The sequence below is a fragment of the Ancylobacter sp. genome (assembly GCF_965249975.1).
Classification (GTDB): domain Bacteria; phylum Pseudomonadota; class Alphaproteobacteria; order Rhizobiales; family Xanthobacteraceae; genus Ancylobacter.
On sequence record NZ_CBDFNE010000018.1, the window covers coordinates 719,843 to 736,504 of the forward strand.

Below are 16,662 nucleotides of genomic sequence, written 5' to 3' on the forward strand. Positions count from 1 at the left end.
GCGCGGGCCGGGATCGGCGTCCGCTCTACGGCTCGCGATTCCGGATCGGCCGGCGCTGTCCGGGATGATGGGGGATGTGAGGGCTAGATCAGCACGCCGAGCAGCGCGGCGCCGAGCAGCAGGCCGTCATGGGCGGCGAGTTGCAGCCGGTTGGGCGTGCCGGCGCCATGCAGCATCAGCGTGGTGGCAAGGCTCGCCAGCGCCCAGCCGGCGCCCACGGTGAGAAAGGCCAGGCTGATCGTCACCGCCTCGCTCGCCTGCGTCACCGCCACAGTCGCGCCGAGGCACAGCGCGAGGGCGAGCAGCGCCAGCGGCGTCGCGCCGATCCGGCGCACCAGCACCCCGCCGGCCAGCGCCGGCGCGTACATCGCCACCACATGCCAGGCGACGATTCCCGAGATCAGCGGCACGCCGACCCCGCAGCCGGCCAGCGACAGCGGCGCGCCGGCCATGGCTGAGGTCATCGCCCCCCAGGCCAGCGCGCCGATCAGCGTCGGGGCCACCAGCGCCCGCCAGGCCAGTGGCGCGGGGCGTTCCTGCGGCGCGGCCAACGCCTCCACCGTGAGATCGGCATGGGAAAAGCGCGCCTCGGGCAGCAGCACGGCGAAGGCCAGCGCGCCGAGCTGCGCCACGGCGGCGAGCAGCAGCGTGCCGGCGAAGGTGTAGGGCGCGAACGCCGCTTCCGCCGCCCCCGCCAGCAGCGGCCCGGCGAGGCCGGCCAGCGCCCCGGCGCCGATGAGCCGCGCCACCATGCCCGCCCGGGCCCCAGTCGCCGCGCCGAACGCCGCCGCATGGCGGTAGAACATGCCGAAGCCCTGCGCCGCGCCGAGCCAGGCGGCGCCCAGCACCAGCATCGGGAAGGCGCCGAGCGCCATCGCATAGGCGGCCATCAGCCCGCCGGCGACGCCGAGGCTGGCGCCGAGCGCGAAGGCGGCGCGCCGGCCGAACGTGTCGAGCAGGAAGCTGGCGGGCAAGCTCGCCAGCGCCGCGCCGAGCAGCAGCGCGCCGAGCGGCAGGGTGGCAAGTTCCGGGCGCGGGGCCAGCATCGCCCCGGCGAGCGGCAGCGCGCCCAGCGTCAGCGCCTGCGCCAGCACCACGAGGGCGAAGCCGCCGGCCAGCCGCCCGATGCCGAGCGAGCGGCGCAGCGCGCGCGGCGCGTCTTCCGGGCAGGCGCAGCCGAGCCGACCGGCGCGGGCGGCTTCCGCCTCGGCGTCGAAATACTCGCTCGCGCTCATGCCCGCGGCTCGCCGGTCAGCGCGTTGCGGTCGGGGCGCACAGGCGCGGTCTCGCGCAGATCGTCATCGGACAGCACGCGCACCGCCGCGCCATCAATATCGTCATACTGGCCGCTGCGCAGCGACCAGAGGAAGGCCACCAGCCCGAGCAGGCCGAGGCTCAGCGCCGCCGGTACCAGATAGAGAAGCACGCTCATGCCGCCTCCTTTTCCCCGGCCGCAAAGCCGCCCTGCCGCGCGCGCAGCGCGTTCAGCGTGACGATGACCGACGAGCCCGACATGGCGAGCGCCGCCACCAGGGGCGTCACATAGCCGGCCACCGCCAGCGGTACGGCGATGAGATTGTAGATCACCGCGATCATCAAATTCTGCCGCATCAGGTGCCGGGCCCGCCGCGCCACTTTCAGCGCGAGGACGACAGGCGCCAGCCGGTCGCCGAGGAACACCGCGTCCGCCTGCGCCCGCGTCACATCGGCGGCGCTGATCGGGGAGAGCGAGACATGGGCGCTGGCGAGCGAGGGCGCGTCATTGATGCCGTCGCCCACCATCAGCACGCCATGCCCCTTGGCATCGAGGCTTTCCAGCACGGCGATCTTGTCGCCCGGCCGCATCTGCGCCCACCAGTCGGTGACGCCGAGTTCGCCCGCCACCGCCGCCACCGCCGCGCGCCGGTCGCCCGAGAGCAGCACAACCTTGAGCCCGGCGGCGCGCAATTCGTCGATCACCGCCCTGGCATCGCGGCGCAGCGCCTGGCGAATGTCGAGCACGGCGCAAGCCTCCCCCAGCCGCACCGCGACCAGCGACGCCTCGGGCGCGAGGGCGGCGCGTTCGGCCGCCAGCTTTTCGCAGCCGCAAAAGGCCGGGCTGCCGAGCCGCGCCGGCACCCCGTCGATCTCCGCCTCCACCCCCGCGCCAGGCACCTCGCGGACATTGTCGAGCGGCCGTGCGTCGGGATGCGCGGCGGCGATCGCCCGCGCCAGCGGGTGAGTGCTGGCCAGCGCCAGCCGCGCCGCCGCGGCGAGCAGCGGCGCCGGCACATCACCGGCGTCGGCAAGGCTCGGCTCCGGCAGGGTCAGCGTGCCGGTCTTGTCGAAGGCGACGGTGTCGATCTCGGCGAGGCGCTCGAACGTGTCGCCGGAATGCAGCAGCACGCCGGCCCGCATCAGCGTGCCGGCCGCCACCACCTGCACCGCCGGCACGGCCAGCGCCAGCGCGCAGGGGCAGGTGATGATGAGCACCGCCACCGCGATCAGCACCGCCTGGTGCAGCGAGGCGCCGGCGATCAGCCAGCCGACCAGCGCCAGCAGCGCCGTGGTGTGCACCATCGGCGCGTAGAGCCGGGCGGCGCGGTCGGCGAGGCGGATATAGCGACCGCGCGCGGTCGAGGCCTTGTCGAGCAGCCGCTCGATCTCGTCGAGAAACGTGTCTTCCCCGGCCGCGACGGTCTTCAGCCGCAGCACGCCGTCATGGATGAGGCTGCCGGCATGCACCGTGGCGCCGACGCTGAGGCTGCGCGGCAGGGTCTCGCCGGTGACGAGGCTCTCATCCACCGCCGCCGTACCGGACAGCACGATGCCGTCCACGGGGGCGCGCTCGCCCGCCCGCAGCATCACCTCGTCGCCCGGCTTCACCGCGGCGGCGGGCACGGTGACGAGCCGCCCGTCCGGCTCGATGCGGTTGGCGCTCACCGCCTTCAGCGCCGCGAGATTGCCGGCCTCCGCCCGCGTGCGCCGGCGCATGGCGTGGTCGAGATAGCGGCCCGCCAGCAGGAAGAACAGCAGCATGACAGCCGAGTCGAAATAGGCGTGCTCGGCATGGTGCAGCGTCTCGAACACCGAGACGCTGAGCGCCAGCAGCACGCCGAGCGTGATCGGCACGTCCATGTTGAGCGAGCGCGCCCTCAACGCCCGCAGCGCGCTCTGGAAGAAGGGCTGGCCGGCATAGGCGGCGGCGGGCAGCGCGATCAGCGCCGAGAGCCAATGGAAGAAATCGCGCGTCTCGGGGGTGATGTCGGTGACATTGCCAGACCACACCGACACTGAGAGCAGCATGATGTTCATCGCCGCGAAGCCGGCGACGCCGAGGCAGCGCAGCAGGTGCCGCGAGGTGGCGTTGTCGATCTCCTCCAGCCGGTCGGCCTCGAAGGGATAGGCGCGGTAGCCCGCTTTCGCCAGCGCCTCCAGCACCCGCGCCGGGGCGGGCTCGGCCTTCGCCTCCCAGCCTATGGTGAGGCGGTGGGTGGTGTAGTTCAGGCGCGCCCGGGCGATTCCGGGCAGCGCCTCGCAGCCATCCTCGATCTCGTCGATGCAGGCGGCGCAGTCGATGCCCTCCACCGCGAAGGCCATTTCCGCCTGCCCTGCCGGGTCGCGGCGCAGGAACAGCGAATAGTCCTGCGCCGCCGGGGTGGCGGGCAGAGAGGCGGTCGCCGGGAGAGAAAGAGCCTGCGCGCCCATGGAATGCCTCTGGCCTGGAGCGTTTTCGAGCGAAGTGGATACCGGTTCGCGTGAAGAAAACGCGACAAAACAAAGAATGAGATCGTTTCACTGTTTCCGCGAAACAGTGAAGCGACCTAACGGATGACGACGCGGTTGGTGGAGCGGAACAGCCGCTCGCCATCGCGGGAGAGTTCGATGACGAGTTCCCACTGGCCGGCGGTGACGGTGTCGCTCGCCCGCCACTGGCCGGCGCCGACCGTGACGGGATCGAGCGTCACGTCGAAGCGGCGGTCGGTGGGGTGGCGCAGCGTGGCGCTGAGCGCGACATCGGTGAGCGGGCGGCCGGCGGCGTCGCGGGCGGCGACATCGAGCCGGCCCGGCTCGACATGGGCGTCGACCTGCCAGTGGCGCGCGGCCTGCGCGGCGGCGGCCTCGCTCTCGGCCTTGAAGGCGAGCCCGGCCTTGTAGGAGCTTTCCGTCTCCACCCCGCCAAAGGTGGTGAGCGCCGCCCGCACCAGGAAGAAATTGGCGGTGAACACCACGCCGAAAAAGGCGATGAAGCAGATCAGCACCGTCCGGCCGGTGAGTGGCCGGACCTTGTGTTCGTCGCGCGCGGTCATGAGCGTGGCCATGCGGGTTCTCCGGTCGGGGCTCAGGGGCCCTTGAAATGGTCGGGAGCGGTCGTGGTCTCGCCGCCGATCACGTCGGTGACGGAGAAGGTGACCGGCAGCGAGGCATTGGCCGGCAGCTTGGCGGAGGTGGAGATCAGCGCCCGCAGCTCATAGGTCTGGTCCGGCCCGACCTCGACCACGGGATGGCCGTTTTCGGTCTCGGAAATGCCGCCCACCACTTCCAGCCGCGCCTCCGGCACGCCCTCCACCGCGATGGCGAAGCGGCGCGGCAGCGACTGCTTGTTGACGATGCGCAGCGTGTAGGCATTGCGCAGTGAGCCGTCGGAGAGCCGCACGAACAGCGGGTTGCGGTCATGGATGACGGAGACGCCCTCCGAGCCGCGCATCGCCAGCGTCGCCACCATGATGCCGCCGACGATGACGATCAGCCCGGCATAGAGCACCGTGCGGGCGCGCAGCACCTTGGTAACGGGTGCCAGCCCCTTCATGCGGCGTTCGACATTCATCTCGGTGTCGTAGGCGATCAGCCCGGTGGGGCGGCCCACCTTGCCCATGACCGTGTCGCAGGCGTCGATGCACAGGCCGCACTGGATGCAGGCGAGCTGGCTGCCGAGCCGGATATCAACGCCCGTCGGGCAGGCGGCGACGCATTGCTTGCAGTCGATGCAGTCGCCCGCCGGCACGCCCGCCGCGCGCAGCGCCTCGCTCTTCTTGAACGAGCCGCGCGGTTCGCCGCGATCATAGCGATAGGTGACGTTGAAGGCGTATTCGTCGGTGAGCGCGGCCTGGATGCGCGGCCAGGGGCACATATAGGTGCACACCTGCTCGCGCATATGCCCGGCGAGCACATAGGTGGTGAAGGTCAGAATGGCGATCCAGAGATAGGCCACCATCGGCGCGGTGCCGGTGAACAGCTGCCACACCAGCGTCGGCGCGTCGGCGAAATACAGCACCCAGGCGCCGCCGGTCCACCACGCCACCATCAGCCACAGCGTGTGCTTGGACGCCGCCTCGAAGGCGCGCCGGCCGCGCGAGGCGGTCTTGAGCTTCTCGCGCCGCTCGCGCGGGTCGCCTTCCACCATGCGCTCAATGGCCTGGAACAGGTCGGTCCACACGGTCTGCGGGCAGAGATAGCCGCACCATAGCCGGCCGGCCACCGCGTTCATCAGGAACAGCACGAGGGCGGCGAGGATCAAGAGACCGGTGACGTAGTAGATTTCCTGCGGCCAGATCTCGATGAAGAAGAAATAGAACCGGCCATTGGCGAGATCGACCAGCACCGCCTGCGAGGGGGCGTTCGGCCCGCGGCCCCAGCGCAGGAAGGGCAGCAGATAATAGATGCCGAGGGTGACGATCAGCAGCGCCCACTTGATCTTGCGGAACGTGCCGTGGACGGCGATGGGGTAGATCTTGCGCCGGGCCTCGTAAAGCGGGGCATCGTCGTCATATTCCGGCTCTTCGAGCCGTTCCACCTTGGTCGCCATGTTCATGTCGGTCCCCGAAGCGTGCGCTGTGCGCCTACATGGAGGCTTTCTAGACCGCCGGGCGGGGAGCGTTGATCCGGGGCTTGCCGGGCGGAAAAATGCTTATGCGGCGGGACGCCGCTGAGACGCCCCGCCGCATGGCCTCAACCCGTCAGGGTGCGCGCGCTACTTTCCCCCACCGAGCGCATGCACATAGACGGTGAGGGCCTTGATGGTGGTCGGGTCGAGACGCCCCGCCCAGGCCGGCATGATGCCGGCGCGGCCATTGGTCAGGGTGGCGATGATGGTGTCGCGGTCCGAACCGTAGAGCCAGATGCCGTCGGTGAGATTGGGCGCGCCAAGCTCGATATTGCCCTTGCCGTCGGCGCCGTGGCAGGCGGCGCAATTGGCCGCGAACACTTCCTTGCCCTTGGCGAGGTCGGGCGTCACGCCCTGCGGCACCGGCAGGTTGGAGAGCGAGCGCACATAATCCGCCACCGCCACGATTTCCGGGCGCTGCAGCATGCCGTCGCGGCCGAAGGCCGGCATGTCGCCGACATGGGCGTCGGCATCGGTGGAGCGGATGCCGTGCAGGATGGTCTGCTGGATCTGCGCCAGCGAGCCGCCCCACATCCAGTCGTCGTCGTTCAGGTTCGGATAGCCCTTGGAGCCGGCGGCACCCGAGCCATGGCACGGGGCGCAATTGTCGCCGAAAGCGGCCCGGCCCTGGGCGCGGGCGAAGGCCAGCAGCTCGGGATTGGCCTCGATCTGTTCGAGCGAGGCGGCTTCCAGCTTCTCGGCGAAGGCGCCGCGCTGCGCCCGCAGGTCCGCGAGCTGCACCTGCACCGCCTCGCGCGACTTCCAGCCGAGCACGCCGGACGTGTAGCCGGAGACGAGCGGCCAGGCCGGGTAGGCGATCCAGTAGACCACCGCCCAGACGATGCAGGCATAGAAGGTCCACAGCCACCAGCGCGGCAGCGGGTTGTTCAGTTCGCGAATGCCGTCCCACTCGTGGCCGGTCGTCGAGACGCCGGTGACGGCGTCGACTTCGTTCTTGTGATGCTCGGCCATGATCAATCCTCGCGCAGCGGCATGCGGGCAGCGTCCTCGAACTGCGCCTTGCGCCGCGGCGAGAGCGCATAGGCGAGCACGCAGAGGAAGATGCCGACGAAGTAGAGAAGCCCCCAGGTCTGAGCGAATTCGGCGAGGGCGCGATAGGTCTCGTTCATCCCAGCCTCCTCAGCGGATGTTTGCCTTGTCGTCGTAAAGCTTGAAGTCGACCATGGTGCCGAGCGCCTGGAGATAGGCGATCAGCGCATCCGCTTCCGACAACATCTTGGGATTGCCGTCGAAGTCGCGCTGCTGCGCGCCGGGATAGCGTTCCTTCAGCCCGTCGGCATCGGCATCCGGGTTGGCCTGCGCCCGCAGGTCCGCCAGTGCCTCGGCGATCATCGTCTCGGAATAGGGCACGCCGAGCACGCCATTGACCTTCATGTCGTCGGCGATCTCGTAGGTCTTGAGCGGGGTCTGCGCCAGGAAGGGGTAGCCGGGCATGATCGAGCCCGGCACCACCGAGCGCGGATCGGCGAGGTGCTGACGCTGCCATTCGTCGGAATATTTGTTGCCGACGCGGGCGAGGTCCGGCCCGGTGCGCTTGGAGCCCCACTGGAACGGGCGGTCATACATGCTCTCGGCCGCCAGCGAGTAGTGGCCGTAGCGTTCCACCTCGTCGCGCAGCGGGCGGATCATCTGCGAGTGGCAGTTGTAGCAGCCCTCGCGGACATAGATGTTGCGGCCCGCGAGTTCCAGCGGCGTCCAGGGACGCACGCCGGAAACCTTCTCGATGGTGCTCTTGAGGTAGAACAGCGGCACGATCTCCACGAGGCCGCCAATGGCGACCACGAGCAGGATGCCGATCAGCAGCCAGATCGAGTTCTTCTCGAGAAAGGCGTGCTTGGCCCAGAGGGATTTCTTCGGAGCGACGGCTTCAGCCATGATCTTGCTTCCTCACTCGGCCGGCACGAGGGACGGGTTGGGGACGCCGGTGTCGGCTTCCGCCAGATCCGGCTGGCGGATCGTCATGAAGACGTTGAACGCCATGATCAGCGCACCGACCAGGAACAGCACCCCGCCGACGGCGCGGATGATGTAGAAGGGGTGCATCGCCTCGACGGTCTCGATGAACGAGTATTCGAGGAAGCCGAGCGAGGTGTAGGCGCGCCACATCAGCCCCTGCAGGATGCCCGACACCCACATCGCCGAGATGTAGAAGACGATGCCGATGGTCGAGATCCAGAAGTGCCAGTTCACGAGACGCAGGGAATACAGCTCGCGCTTATGCCACAGCCACGGCACCAGGCAGTAGATGGCGCCAAAGGAGATGTAGGCGACCCAGCCGAGCGCGCCGGCATGCACATGGCCGATGGTCCAGTCGGTGTAGTGGGAAAGCGAGTTCACCGCCTTCACCGACATCATCGGACCCTCGAAGGTGGCCATGCCGTAGAAGGCGACCGACACCACCATGAGACGCAGCACCGGGTCGGTGCGCAGCTTGTCCCAGGCGCCCGAGAGCGTCATCAGGCCGTTGATCATGCCGCCCCAGGAGGGCATCCACAGGATGATGGAGAAGGTCATGCCCAGCGTCTGCGCCCAGTCCGGCAGCGCGGTGTAGTGCAGATGGTGCGGGCCGGCCCAGATATAGATGAAGATCAGCGCCCAGAAGTGGATGATCGACAGCCGGTAGGAATAGACCGGCCGGTCGGCCCGCTTGGGGATGAAGTAGTACATGATGGCGAGGAAGCCGGCGGTCAGGAAGAAGCCGACCGCGTTATGGCCGTACCACCACTGCACCATCGCATCCTGCACGCCCGCCCAGACGATGTAGGATTTGGGCGAGAACACCGAGACCGGGATGCTGGCATTATTGCCGAGATGCAGCATCGCGATGGTGACGATGAAGGCGAGGTAGAACCAGTTGGCGACGTAGATGTGCGGTTCCTTGCGGCGCCACAGCGTGGCGAGGAACACGAGCAGATAGGTCACCCACACCACGGTCAGCCACAGATCGGCGTACCATTCCGGCTCGGCATATTCCTTGCCCTGGGTGATGCCCAGCAGATAGCCCGTGCCGGCGATGACGATGAAGAAATTATAGCCCAGCACCACGAACCACGGCGCGAGATAGCCGACGAGGCGGGCGCGCGAGGTGCGCTGCACCACATAGAACGAGGTGGCGATGAGCACGTTGCCGCCAAAGGCGAAGATCACCGCCGAGGTGTGCAGCGGGCGCAGCCGGCCGAAGGCGGTCCAGGGCAGGTCGAAGTTCAGCGCGGGGAAGGCGAGCTGGAAGGCGATGATGACGCCGACCAGGAAGCCGGCGATGCCCCAGAACATCGCCGCCACGGTGGCGAACTTCACCGGGGCGAAGTTGTAGTTCGGCTTGCCGTCGATCTCGCGCGCCGGCAGGGCCGCCGGGCGGTCCACATAACGGTTGAGGATGACGAACACCGCCGCCAGACTGGCGAAGGCCGAGAGATAGGCGTGGAAGGCATAGGCGGCATCGTGCGTCTTTGCCGCGACGGTGATGCAGGACAGCGCCAGGACCGCGAAGACGAAGGCGAGGCCGCCCTCGCCGAAGGTCATCTTCTTTCCGCTCTGATCGACGCCCGGCTCGGTGGCACCCGAGCCGCGTCCAGCGGAGCTTTGTAGCTGCGTCATTCGACCCTCCACGTTCCGATCGGCCGATCTGGAACGACTCCATGATGTGGAGGGAGCTTTCGCGCCGCGGGCGAGCGACAACCTTGATCCACATCAAGGCTAAGGGTCTTCACGGACGCGCGAGACCGGCGGCGCAATGCCGCGCGCACAGGGTTTTGCCACGCCCCCGCCCGGCGGAGCCGGACCGCGCCCCCGTCATCCCGGCCGGAGCGGAGCGGAGAGCCGGGATCGCTCTCCCCTCGGGAAACGGTCCCGGATTGGCCGGCGGCCGTCCGGGAGGAGGGGCGGAGGGCGCCCCTCACCTGACCTGCGCCCTTGCGGCCATTCCGTGATGGCGTCTAAGACGGTGCGCCCGGCTCACGCGGCACGGTCAGGAGGCTCGGCAATTTCATGATCCGCTTTCTCTTCCGCTTCGTCGGCCTGTGGGTTCTGGCCGGGGCCTTCGTGGCGCTGGTGCTGGACGGCGTGCGCTCCATCGCCTCGGCGGAGATCGTCACCACCCCGCTTGGCGTCACCTGGCTCGCCGTGGGACCGGACTCGCTGACCCGCTTCCAGGCCTTCGTCACCCGCACCCTCTCCGCCACGGTGTGGGATTATCTCGTCGTGCCGGTGCTCGGCGCCCCGCTGTTTCTCGTGCTCGGCGTCATCGGCGCGCTGCTGCTCTTGATCGGCCGCCGCCCGGCGGCGTGATGCCGCGCGCGTGAACAGCGCGGCCCGGCTCCGCCCTCGCGCAAAGCGGGCGCAATCCCCATATTGGCGCCATTCCAGCAAGGGATTTGCCCCATGTTCTTCTTCAAGAAGAGTATCGACCTGCCGACCCCCGCGCAGGCGCTGCCCGGCCGCGCCCGCCCGCTGCCCACCGCCGAGACCCATTTCGTCAACGGCCACAAGCTGAAGGGCCCCTATCCCGAGGGTTTCGAGACCGCGATTTTCGGGCTGGGCTGCTTCTGGGGCGCGGAGCGCAAATTCTGGCAGACGCCAGGCGTCTATGTGACCGCCGTCGGCTACATCAACGGCATCACCCCGAACCCGACCTATGAGGAGACCTGCACCGGGCTCACCGGCCATGCCGAGGCGGTGCTGGTCGTGTTCGACCCCGCGAAGGTCAGCTACGCGCAGCTGCTCAAGCTGTTCTGGGAGAGCCACGACCCGACCCAGGGCATGCGGCAGGGCAATGATGTCGGCACCACCTACCGTTCCGGCATCTATGTCACCTCAGCCCAGCAGCGGGCGGAGGCCGAGGTGAGCAAGGCGGCCTATGAGCCGGCGCTGAAGGCCAAGGGCTTCCCTGATATCACCACCGAGATCGTCGACGCCCCGGTGTTCTACTTCGCCGAGGACTACCACCAGCAATACCTCGCCAAGAACCCGAACGGCTATTGCGGGCTCGGCGGCACCGGCGTCTCCTGCCCCATCGGCACCGGCGTCACCGCCTGACGACACCCGGCGCGGCGGGGTTTCCGCCGCGCCTCGCCGCCCGTCGGCGGCATGTACCTCTCTATGTGCCTGTCTATTCTTGGTCGCATCGCCGGGCGCGTCTTCCGCCCGGCGCCGGTGTGGGGGTAGCTTCCCGCCACCTGCCCCGACCGAGGATGCTGCCCATGTTCGCCCGGCTCCCCACGCTCACCCGCTCCGCTCTTCTCGCCCTGCTGCCGCTGTGCGCAACGGCGGCGCTGGCGCAGCAGCCGACGCCGGATGTCATGCCGAAGCTGCCGGCGGTGCTGCGCGACGCGCGCTATTGCGAGCTGGTGGCGGTGCATCTCACCATTGATGGCCTCAAGGCCTCGGTGTTCAACACGCTCGGCTTCGATGACTGCCCCGCCGACAAATGGGACGCGCTGACCCGGCGCGACCTGCTCCGGGAGTTCGACACGCTCGCCGTGGTCATGAACGGCCCGCGCCATTTCATTATGGACGGCATCACCGCCACCGGCAGCACCAAGACCGGCGAGGTCATCACCGTGGGCGGCATCGTCATGGCCAAGCGGGCGGAAGTGTCGCTGTCGCTCCATCAGGCGATGGGGCCAAGCTATACCGAGCAGACCATCGACCGCGAGACCACCTATCGCTTTGACGCCGGCAAGCCGGTGTTCCAGCTCACCGCCCCGAACGGCGCGGTTTATGTGATGCAGTCCTACGCCCAGATCGTCGACCCGACGCTCAGCTATGCCGACCTCGCCGGCCTCGGCAGCCGGCTGAAGCCGCCGGCGGGCTGGAGCTACAGCACCCGCACGCCGCAGCAGGACCTGCTGCTCGACGCCAAGGGCACCGCCATCGTCATTCAGGACGAGCTGAAGAACACCTATCAGAAAGTGACGGCGAACTAGAGCCTGATCCGATCAGCTTGAATCAAGCTGATCGGTGAATCAGTCTCTCGATTATTGATAGAGAACGTTTTTCCAATCTGATTGCGATGCAAACAGATTGGAACGTGCTCTAGCACGCCGTCGCCCAGCGAGGGGTGCGCGACGCCCCGCGCGCCCCCCTCGCGCCCCCTTCATTGAGCCTATTGCCGCCGTCGCCGCGTCGTGGCACCCCTCTCGCACCCGCGAGAGGCGGGGTCAGCTCAAGGCGACGGACGCATGGAAAAGGTCATCGAACGCTTCATCTTCGTCAGCCGCTGGATCATGGCGCCGTTCTATCTCGGGCTGGTGATCGCGCTTGCGGTGCTGCTGTACAAGTTCGGCGTCGAACTCCTGCATTTCGTCACCCACGCCAATGAGTTCGACGAAGCCGACACCATTCTCGGCATCCTGGCGCTGATCGACCTCACCTTCACCGGCTCGCTGGTCATCATCGTCATCTTCTCCGGCTATGAGAATTTCGTCTCCAAGATCGACGCGTCCGGCCATTCCGACTGGCCGGAATGGATGACCAAGGTCGATTTCGCCGGCCTCAAGCAGAAGCTGCTCGCTTCCATCGTCGCGATTTCCGCCATCGCGCTGCTGAAAGCCTTCATGAATCTCGACCGCGGCGTCGACGAGAAGCAGCTGATGTGGCTCGTCATCATCCATGTGGTGTTCGTGCTGTCGGGCGTGGTGCTGGCCTGGACCGACAAGCTGTCGGAAAAGGCGCACTGACATTTTCCGCAAAAATCCCGTCCATTGACTTCAATCGACGGGAATTTTGTGTGATAAGTCCGCTACCCCTTCTCGGACGACCGCCGCGATGACCGATTCCGCCTCCCCCACCCCGCCCGGCGAGCGCCGGGCCCGCCGCGCTTCCGGGCGCATGGACCCGCTCGCCCGTCTGCCGGTGTTCTTCGCCCTGGCCGGACGCCGCGTCGTGCTGGCCGGCGGCTCGGAGGCGGCGGCGTGGAAGGCGGAGCTGCTCTCCGCCGCCGGGGCGCGGGTGGAGGTGATCGCCCCCGCCTTCTGCGAGGATCTTGTCGAACTCGCCGCCGCCCCGCCCGACGGCCCGCTGCTGCTCATCGCCCGCGACTGGACCCCGGCCGATCTTGACGGCGCGGCGCTCGCCATCGGCGCGATCGAGGAGGACGAGGAGTGCGCGCGTTTCGCTGAGGCCGCGCGGCACGCCGGCGTGCCGGTCAATGTGGTGGACAAGCCCGCCTTCTGCGATTTCGCCTTCGGCGCCATCGTCAACCGCTCGCCGCTGGTGGTCGGCATTTCCACCGACGGCGCCGCGCCGGTGTTCGGGCAGGCGGTGCGGGCCAAGATCGAGGCGGTGATCCCGCAGGGCTTCAAGCGCTGGGCGGAAGCGGCGCGCAGCTGGCGCCCGGCGGTGTCCGCCCTCGCGCTGTCCTATCAGGGCCGCCGCGGCTTCTGGGAGCGCTTCACCCGCGCCGCGCTGGAGACGCCGGAAGCCGAACCGACGGAGGCCTTGCGCGAGAGCCTGCTCGGCCGTGCCGAGGTCGAGCGCAGCGACACGCCCCAGGGTTCCGTCGCGCTGGTCGGCGCCGGCCCGGGCGACCCGGAACTGCTCACCCTGAAGGCGGTGCGCGTGCTGCAATCCGCCGATGTGGTGCTGTATGACGATCTCGTCGCCCCGGCGGTGCTCGATGTCGCCCGCCGCGAGGCCCGCAAGATGCTGGTCGGCAAGACCGGCTACAAGGCCTCCTGCAAGCAGGACGACATCAACGCGCTGATGGTCTCGCTGGCCAAGCAGGGCAAGCGGGTGGTGCGGCTAAAGGGCGGCGACCCCATGGTGTTCGGCCGCGCCGGCGAGGAGATCACCGCCGCGCGCAATGCCGGCCTGCCGGTGGAAGTCGTGCCCGGCATCACTGCGGCGCAGGGAGCGGCGAGCCGGCTTACCACCTCGCTCACCCATCGCGACCATGCGCGCCGGCTGCAATTCGTCACCGCGCATGCGCGCGACGGCAAGCTGCCGCGCGATCTCGACTGGCAGGCGCTGGCCGATCCCGCCGCCACCACGGTGGTCTACATGCCCCAGCGCACCTGGGGCGAACTGGCGGGCAAGGCGATAGCGGCGGGCCTCGATCCGGCGACGCCGGCCATCGCGCTGTTCTCCGCCACACGGCCGGAAGAACGGCAAATCCCCGCCACCGTCGCCACGCTGCAGGCGGCGCTGGAAGCGGCGGTGGCGGATGGCGCCACCGGCCCGTGCCTCGTCCTGTTCGGCCACGCGATTGGGGAGGCGTCAGCGTTCGCCCTGCCGCGCGAGGTCGCCGAAGAGGCGGAAAAGGCCCACGCCGCGCAGGGCTGACACCCCGTTCCCGGCGCTCTCCATCGCCGTCATCCCGGACGGCCAAAGGCCGATCCGGGATCGTCACCCGAAGGACGAGCGATCCCGGCTCTCGCTCCGCTCGGCCGGGATGACGGGACTATCCCTCCCTCATCCCCGGGCTTGACCCGGGGACCCCTGTCTTGAGTGGGGCGCGGGACAAGTGGCCGTCTGCGTCCTTCGAGGCCCGGGCTGCGCCCGGGCACCTCAGGATGACGTGCCTTCCTCAAAGCCACACGCCGTCATGCTGAGGCGCGAGCGTCAGCGAGCCTCGAAGCACGCAGGCCCGGCACCCGGGCCCGGCACCCGGGCCCGCGCCGCGAAGCCCTACCCGATCCGCTCTTCCAGCTTTTCGTAAAGCGGGTTCTCGGCGGCGAACACATAGTCGAGCGGGCCGACCGAGACGGTGGCCGCGCCCTGCTCGCGCAGGAACACCGCCAGCGGGTGCAGCGTGTCCGGCGGGCAGTGCAGCGTCACCATGCCCGAGGAGGTCGGCGCGCCGAAGGGCGCCACGGCGCGGAAACGGCGCACCGCTTCCTGCACCACGCCGGCATCGCAGGCGGCAAAGCGCGTCTTCACCTCGCGCATGGTGGCGGCGCGCTTGGCCGCCGTCACCCGGTCAAGCAGCGCCCGCGCCGCCGCCTTCGCCGCCGGGTTCCAGTCCGCGTGCAGCGAGGCGACGAGATTAGCCTCGGAGCGCAGGATGACGCCGTCCTCGATCACCTTCAGCGCGTTCGCCGCCAGCGTCGAGCCGGTCGTGGTGATGTCGACGATCAGCTCCGCCGTGCCCGCCGCCGGCGTGCCCTCGGTGGCGCCCAGGCTTTCCACGATGCGGTAATCGACGATGCCGTGGCGGGCGAAGAAGCCGCGCGTGAGGTTGAGATATTTGGTCGCCACCCGCACCCGCCGCCCGCGCGTGGCGTGGAAATGCGTGGCGACATCGTCGAGGTCGCGCATGGTGCGCACGTCGATCCAGGCCTGCGGCACCGCCACCACCACATTGGCGTGGCCGAAGCCGAGCCCTTCCACCAGCAGCACCTTGGAATCGGCGTCGGGGATGCTCTCGCGCACCAGATCCTCGCCGGTGACGCCGAGATGCACCGCGCCCGCCGCCAGCTGGCTGGCGATCTCGGAGGCCGAGAGATAGGCCACCTCCACCCCTTCCACCCCGCTCAGCGTGCCGCGATAGTCGCGCGCGCCGCGCGACTGGTTGAGCGACATGCCGGCGCGGGCGAAGAAGCCGGTGGCGTTTTCCTGCAGCCGGCCCTTGGAGGGCACGGCGACGATCAGCGCGCTCATAGACGGGCCTCCACGGCATCGAGCCGGCCGAGCCAGACGGCGAAGCCGACGGCGGGAATGGGTTCCCCGGCGCCGAGCCGGCCAAGCAGCCCGTCATAGCGCCCGCCGGCGACCAGCGGCGCACCCGCCCCATTCTCGTGCAGCTCGAACACCATGCCGCTGTAATAGTCGAGCGGCCGGCCGAAGGCGGTGGCGAAGGAGAGGCGCTCGGGCTCGATGCCCTGCGCGGCGATGAAATGGGTGCGGGTCTCGAAGGCGTCCAGCGCCCCGTCCAGCTCCAGCCCCGCCTCGCCCGCCAGCGCCCGCAGCCGCGCCGCCGCCTCATCGGGCGTGCCGGCAATGGCGAGATAGCGCTCGATCACCATGACCTTCTCCGCCGACAGCCCTTCGGCATCGCCGGGCGCGGCCTGTTCGAGAAAGCGCTCGGCGATTTCCGACACGGAACGCCCGCCGACGGTGGAAATGCCGGCGATGGAGAGCAAATCCGTCACCAGCGCCCGCGCCGCCGCCGGGTCGGAGCCCGCCAGCGCCGAGAGCACGCCGGCATGGGCGGTGACGCCGCCGGCCTCGGGCCGGTGCTTCAGCAGCGCCAGATCGGCGCCGAGATCGCCGGAGCGGGCGAAATCCTTGATCAGCCGCCGCCGCCAGACGGGGGGCAGGTTCAGCGCGTCGAGCAGCGTGGCGAACAGGCCGGCATCGCCGAGCCGGATGGTGGGGTCGATCACCCCCCACAGCGCCGCCGTCTCCAGCCCCAGCGCCAGCACATCGGCATCGGCCGCCTCGCGGTCATGCCGGCCGAGGGATTCGACGCCGGCCTGCAGCAGCTCGCCGCCCGCCACATCGGAGCGGAACACCGGGCCGAGATAGGCGAAGTCGCGCGGCTGAGCGGCGCCCTCGGCGATGTAATGGCGGCACACCGGCAGAGTGAGGTCCGGCCGCAGGCACAGTTCGCGCCCGTCCGGGTCCATGGTGATGAACATGGTGCGCCGCATCTCCTCGCCCGACAGGTCGAGAAAGGCATCGGCGGGCTGGAGCACCGGCGGCTCGACGCGCGTGAAACCGGCGCGCGCATAGAGCGCGAGCAGTTCCTCGGCGTGGCTTTGGTCGGCGGGCATGGGCGGGTCCGGTGTGCGGGAAACGGGGCGGCGAGAAGCTGCGCGCTTCTAGCAAAGCCCCGCGCG

Annotated in this window: 16 protein-coding genes; 5 read left to right on the top strand and 11 right to left on the bottom strand. The window is 69.2% G+C overall.

Translation table 11 applies throughout. The annotated features are described in order from the left end of the window. Nucleotides 1-83: 83 nt before the first annotated feature. From ACP2AH_RS16275 to ccoN, 9 genes are all read right to left on the bottom strand, one after another. Nucleotides 84-1,235 (bottom strand): MFS transporter, encoded by a 1,152-nt coding sequence (locus ACP2AH_RS16275; protein ID WP_425106753.1) that lies wholly within the window; start codon nucleotides 1,233-1,235, stop codon nucleotides 84-86. Beyond that, nucleotides 1,232-1,432, bottom strand: coding sequence for a cbb3-type cytochrome oxidase assembly protein CcoS (gene ccoS / locus ACP2AH_RS16280; RefSeq protein ID WP_425106754.1), 201 nt, complete (start codon nucleotides 1,430-1,432; stop codon nucleotides 1,232-1,234). The genes ACP2AH_RS16275 and ccoS overlap by 4 nt, the downstream gene beginning before the upstream one ends. Beyond that, nucleotides 1,429-3,687, bottom strand: coding sequence for a heavy metal translocating P-type ATPase (locus ACP2AH_RS16285; RefSeq protein WP_425106755.1), 2,259 nt, complete (start codon nucleotides 3,685-3,687; stop codon nucleotides 1,429-1,431). Before ACP2AH_RS16285 ends, ccoS begins: the two co-directional genes overlap by 4 nt. Before the next feature lie 116 nt (nucleotides 3,688-3,803). Further along, on the bottom strand, nucleotides 3,804-4,301 hold the full coding sequence (locus ACP2AH_RS16290; RefSeq protein ID WP_425106756.1) for a FixH family protein: 498 nt from the start codon (nucleotides 4,299-4,301) through the stop codon (nucleotides 3,804-3,806). A 20-nt stretch (nucleotides 4,302-4,321) separates the two neighbouring features. Then, nucleotides 4,322-5,791: a cytochrome c oxidase accessory protein CcoG gene (gene ccoG / locus ACP2AH_RS16295; protein WP_425106757.1), complete on the bottom strand. Its 1,470-nt coding sequence runs from the start codon at nucleotides 5,789-5,791 to the stop codon at nucleotides 4,322-4,324. 159 nt (nucleotides 5,792-5,950) lie between these two features. Next, a complete protein-coding gene (gene ccoP, locus ACP2AH_RS16300; protein WP_425106758.1) occupies nucleotides 5,951-6,835 on the bottom strand; it encodes a cytochrome-c oxidase, cbb3-type subunit III in 885 nt (294 codons plus the stop codon). 2 nt (nucleotides 6,836-6,837) lie between these two features. Continuing rightward, the gene (locus ACP2AH_RS16305) at nucleotides 6,838-6,993 is read right to left on the bottom strand and encodes a cbb3-type cytochrome c oxidase subunit 3 (protein WP_244379205.1); all 156 of its coding nucleotides are present in this window, start codon (nucleotides 6,991-6,993) and stop codon (nucleotides 6,838-6,840) included. Nucleotides 6,994-7,003: 10 nt separating this feature from the next. Continuing rightward, the gene (ccoO, locus tag ACP2AH_RS16310) at nucleotides 7,004-7,759 is read right to left on the bottom strand and encodes a cytochrome-c oxidase, cbb3-type subunit II (RefSeq protein WP_425106759.1); all 756 of its coding nucleotides are present in this window, start codon (nucleotides 7,757-7,759) and stop codon (nucleotides 7,004-7,006) included. Between the two features lie 12 nt (nucleotides 7,760-7,771). Then, nucleotides 7,772-9,406 (bottom strand): cytochrome-c oxidase, cbb3-type subunit I, encoded by a 1,635-nt coding sequence (gene ccoN, locus ACP2AH_RS16315; RefSeq protein WP_425107053.1) that lies wholly within the window; start codon nucleotides 9,404-9,406, stop codon nucleotides 7,772-7,774. Between the two features lie 465 nt (nucleotides 9,407-9,871). On the opposite strand from ccoN, the gene ACP2AH_RS16320 reads away from it, so the two are divergent. From ACP2AH_RS16320 to cysG, 5 genes are all read left to right on the top strand, one after another. Next, nucleotides 9,872-10,171, top strand: a complete 300-nt coding sequence (locus ACP2AH_RS16320; protein ID WP_244379209.1) for a hypothetical protein — start codon at nucleotides 9,872-9,874, stop codon at nucleotides 10,169-10,171. Between the two features lie 93 nt (nucleotides 10,172-10,264). Next, on the top strand, nucleotides 10,265-10,918 hold the full coding sequence (gene msrA, locus ACP2AH_RS16325; protein ID WP_425106760.1) for a peptide-methionine (S)-S-oxide reductase MsrA: 654 nt from the start codon (nucleotides 10,265-10,267) through the stop codon (nucleotides 10,916-10,918). Between the two features lie 164 nt (nucleotides 10,919-11,082). Next, the gene (locus tag ACP2AH_RS16330; RefSeq protein ID WP_425106761.1) at nucleotides 11,083-11,808 is read left to right on the top strand and encodes a hypothetical protein; all 726 of its coding nucleotides are present in this window, start codon (nucleotides 11,083-11,085) and stop codon (nucleotides 11,806-11,808) included. Between the two features lie 255 nt (nucleotides 11,809-12,063). Then, on the top strand, nucleotides 12,064-12,561 hold the full coding sequence (locus tag ACP2AH_RS16335; RefSeq protein ID WP_425106762.1) for a TIGR00645 family protein: 498 nt from the start codon (nucleotides 12,064-12,066) through the stop codon (nucleotides 12,559-12,561). Nucleotides 12,562-12,649: 88 nt separating this feature from the next. Beyond that, entirely contained in the window at nucleotides 12,650-14,164 is a 1,515-nt protein-coding gene (gene cysG, locus ACP2AH_RS16340; protein WP_425106763.1) for a siroheme synthase CysG, read from the top strand. 345 nt (nucleotides 14,165-14,509) lie between these two features. On the opposite strand, the gene hisG is transcribed toward cysG, so the two are convergent. After that, nucleotides 14,510-15,481 carry an ATP phosphoribosyltransferase gene (gene hisG / locus ACP2AH_RS16345; RefSeq protein WP_425106764.1) on the bottom strand — a complete coding sequence of 324 codons (972 nt, stop codon included), beginning with the start codon at nucleotides 15,479-15,481 and terminating at the stop codon, nucleotides 14,510-14,512. Further along, the gene (locus tag ACP2AH_RS16350; RefSeq protein ID WP_425106765.1) at nucleotides 15,478-16,596 is read right to left on the bottom strand and encodes an ATP phosphoribosyltransferase regulatory subunit; all 1,119 of its coding nucleotides are present in this window, start codon (nucleotides 16,594-16,596) and stop codon (nucleotides 15,478-15,480) included. Before ACP2AH_RS16350 ends, hisG begins: the two co-directional genes overlap by 4 nt. Nucleotides 16,597-16,662: the final 66 nt, after the last annotated feature.

Bases quoted from the DNA above. Each gene is read 5' to 3' on its own strand.
- hisG (WP_425106764.1), bottom strand. From the start codon at position 15,481: ATGAGCGCGCTGATCGTCGCCGTGCCCTCCAAGGGCCGGCTGCAGGAA.
- ACP2AH_RS16320 (WP_244379209.1), top strand. From the start codon at position 9,872: ATGATCCGCTTTCTCTTCCGCTTCGTCGGCCTGTGGGTTCTGGCCGGG.
- msrA (WP_425106760.1), top strand. From the start codon at position 10,265: ATGTTCTTCTTCAAGAAGAGTATCGACCTGCCGACCCCCGCGCAGGCG.
- ccoS (WP_425106754.1), bottom strand. From the start codon at position 1,432: ATGAGCGTGCTTCTCTATCTGGTACCGGCGGCGCTGAGCCTCGGCCTG.
- ACP2AH_RS16285 (WP_425106755.1), bottom strand. From the start codon at position 3,687: ATGGGCGCGCAGGCTCTTTCTCTCCCGGCGACCGCCTCTCTGCCCGCC.
- ccoN (WP_425107053.1), bottom strand. From the start codon at position 9,406: ATGACCTTCGGCGAGGGCGGCCTCGCCTTCGTCTTCGCGGTCCTGGCG.
- ccoP (WP_425106758.1), bottom strand. From the start codon at position 6,835: ATGGCCGAGCATCACAAGAACGAAGTCGACGCCGTCACCGGCGTCTCG.
- ACP2AH_RS16290 (WP_425106756.1), bottom strand. From the start codon at position 4,301: ATGGCCACGCTCATGACCGCGCGCGACGAACACAAGGTCCGGCCACTC.
- ACP2AH_RS16335 (WP_425106762.1), top strand. From the start codon at position 12,064: ATGGAAAAGGTCATCGAACGCTTCATCTTCGTCAGCCGCTGGATCATG.
- ACP2AH_RS16330 (WP_425106761.1), top strand. From the start codon at position 11,083: ATGTTCGCCCGGCTCCCCACGCTCACCCGCTCCGCTCTTCTCGCCCTG.
- ACP2AH_RS16305 (WP_244379205.1), bottom strand. From the start codon at position 6,993: ATGAACGAGACCTATCGCGCCCTCGCCGAATTCGCTCAGACCTGGGGG.
- ccoO (WP_425106759.1), bottom strand. From the start codon at position 7,759: ATGGCTGAAGCCGTCGCTCCGAAGAAATCCCTCTGGGCCAAGCACGCC.
- ccoG (WP_425106757.1), bottom strand. From the start codon at position 5,791: ATGAACATGGCGACCAAGGTGGAACGGCTCGAAGAGCCGGAATATGAC.
- cysG (WP_425106763.1), top strand. From the start codon at position 12,650: ATGACCGATTCCGCCTCCCCCACCCCGCCCGGCGAGCGCCGGGCCCGC.
- ACP2AH_RS16350 (WP_425106765.1), bottom strand. From the start codon at position 16,596: ATGCCCGCCGACCAAAGCCACGCCGAGGAACTGCTCGCGCTCTATGCG.
- ACP2AH_RS16275 (WP_425106753.1), bottom strand. From the start codon at position 1,235: ATGAGCGCGAGCGAGTATTTCGACGCCGAGGCGGAAGCCGCCCGCGCC.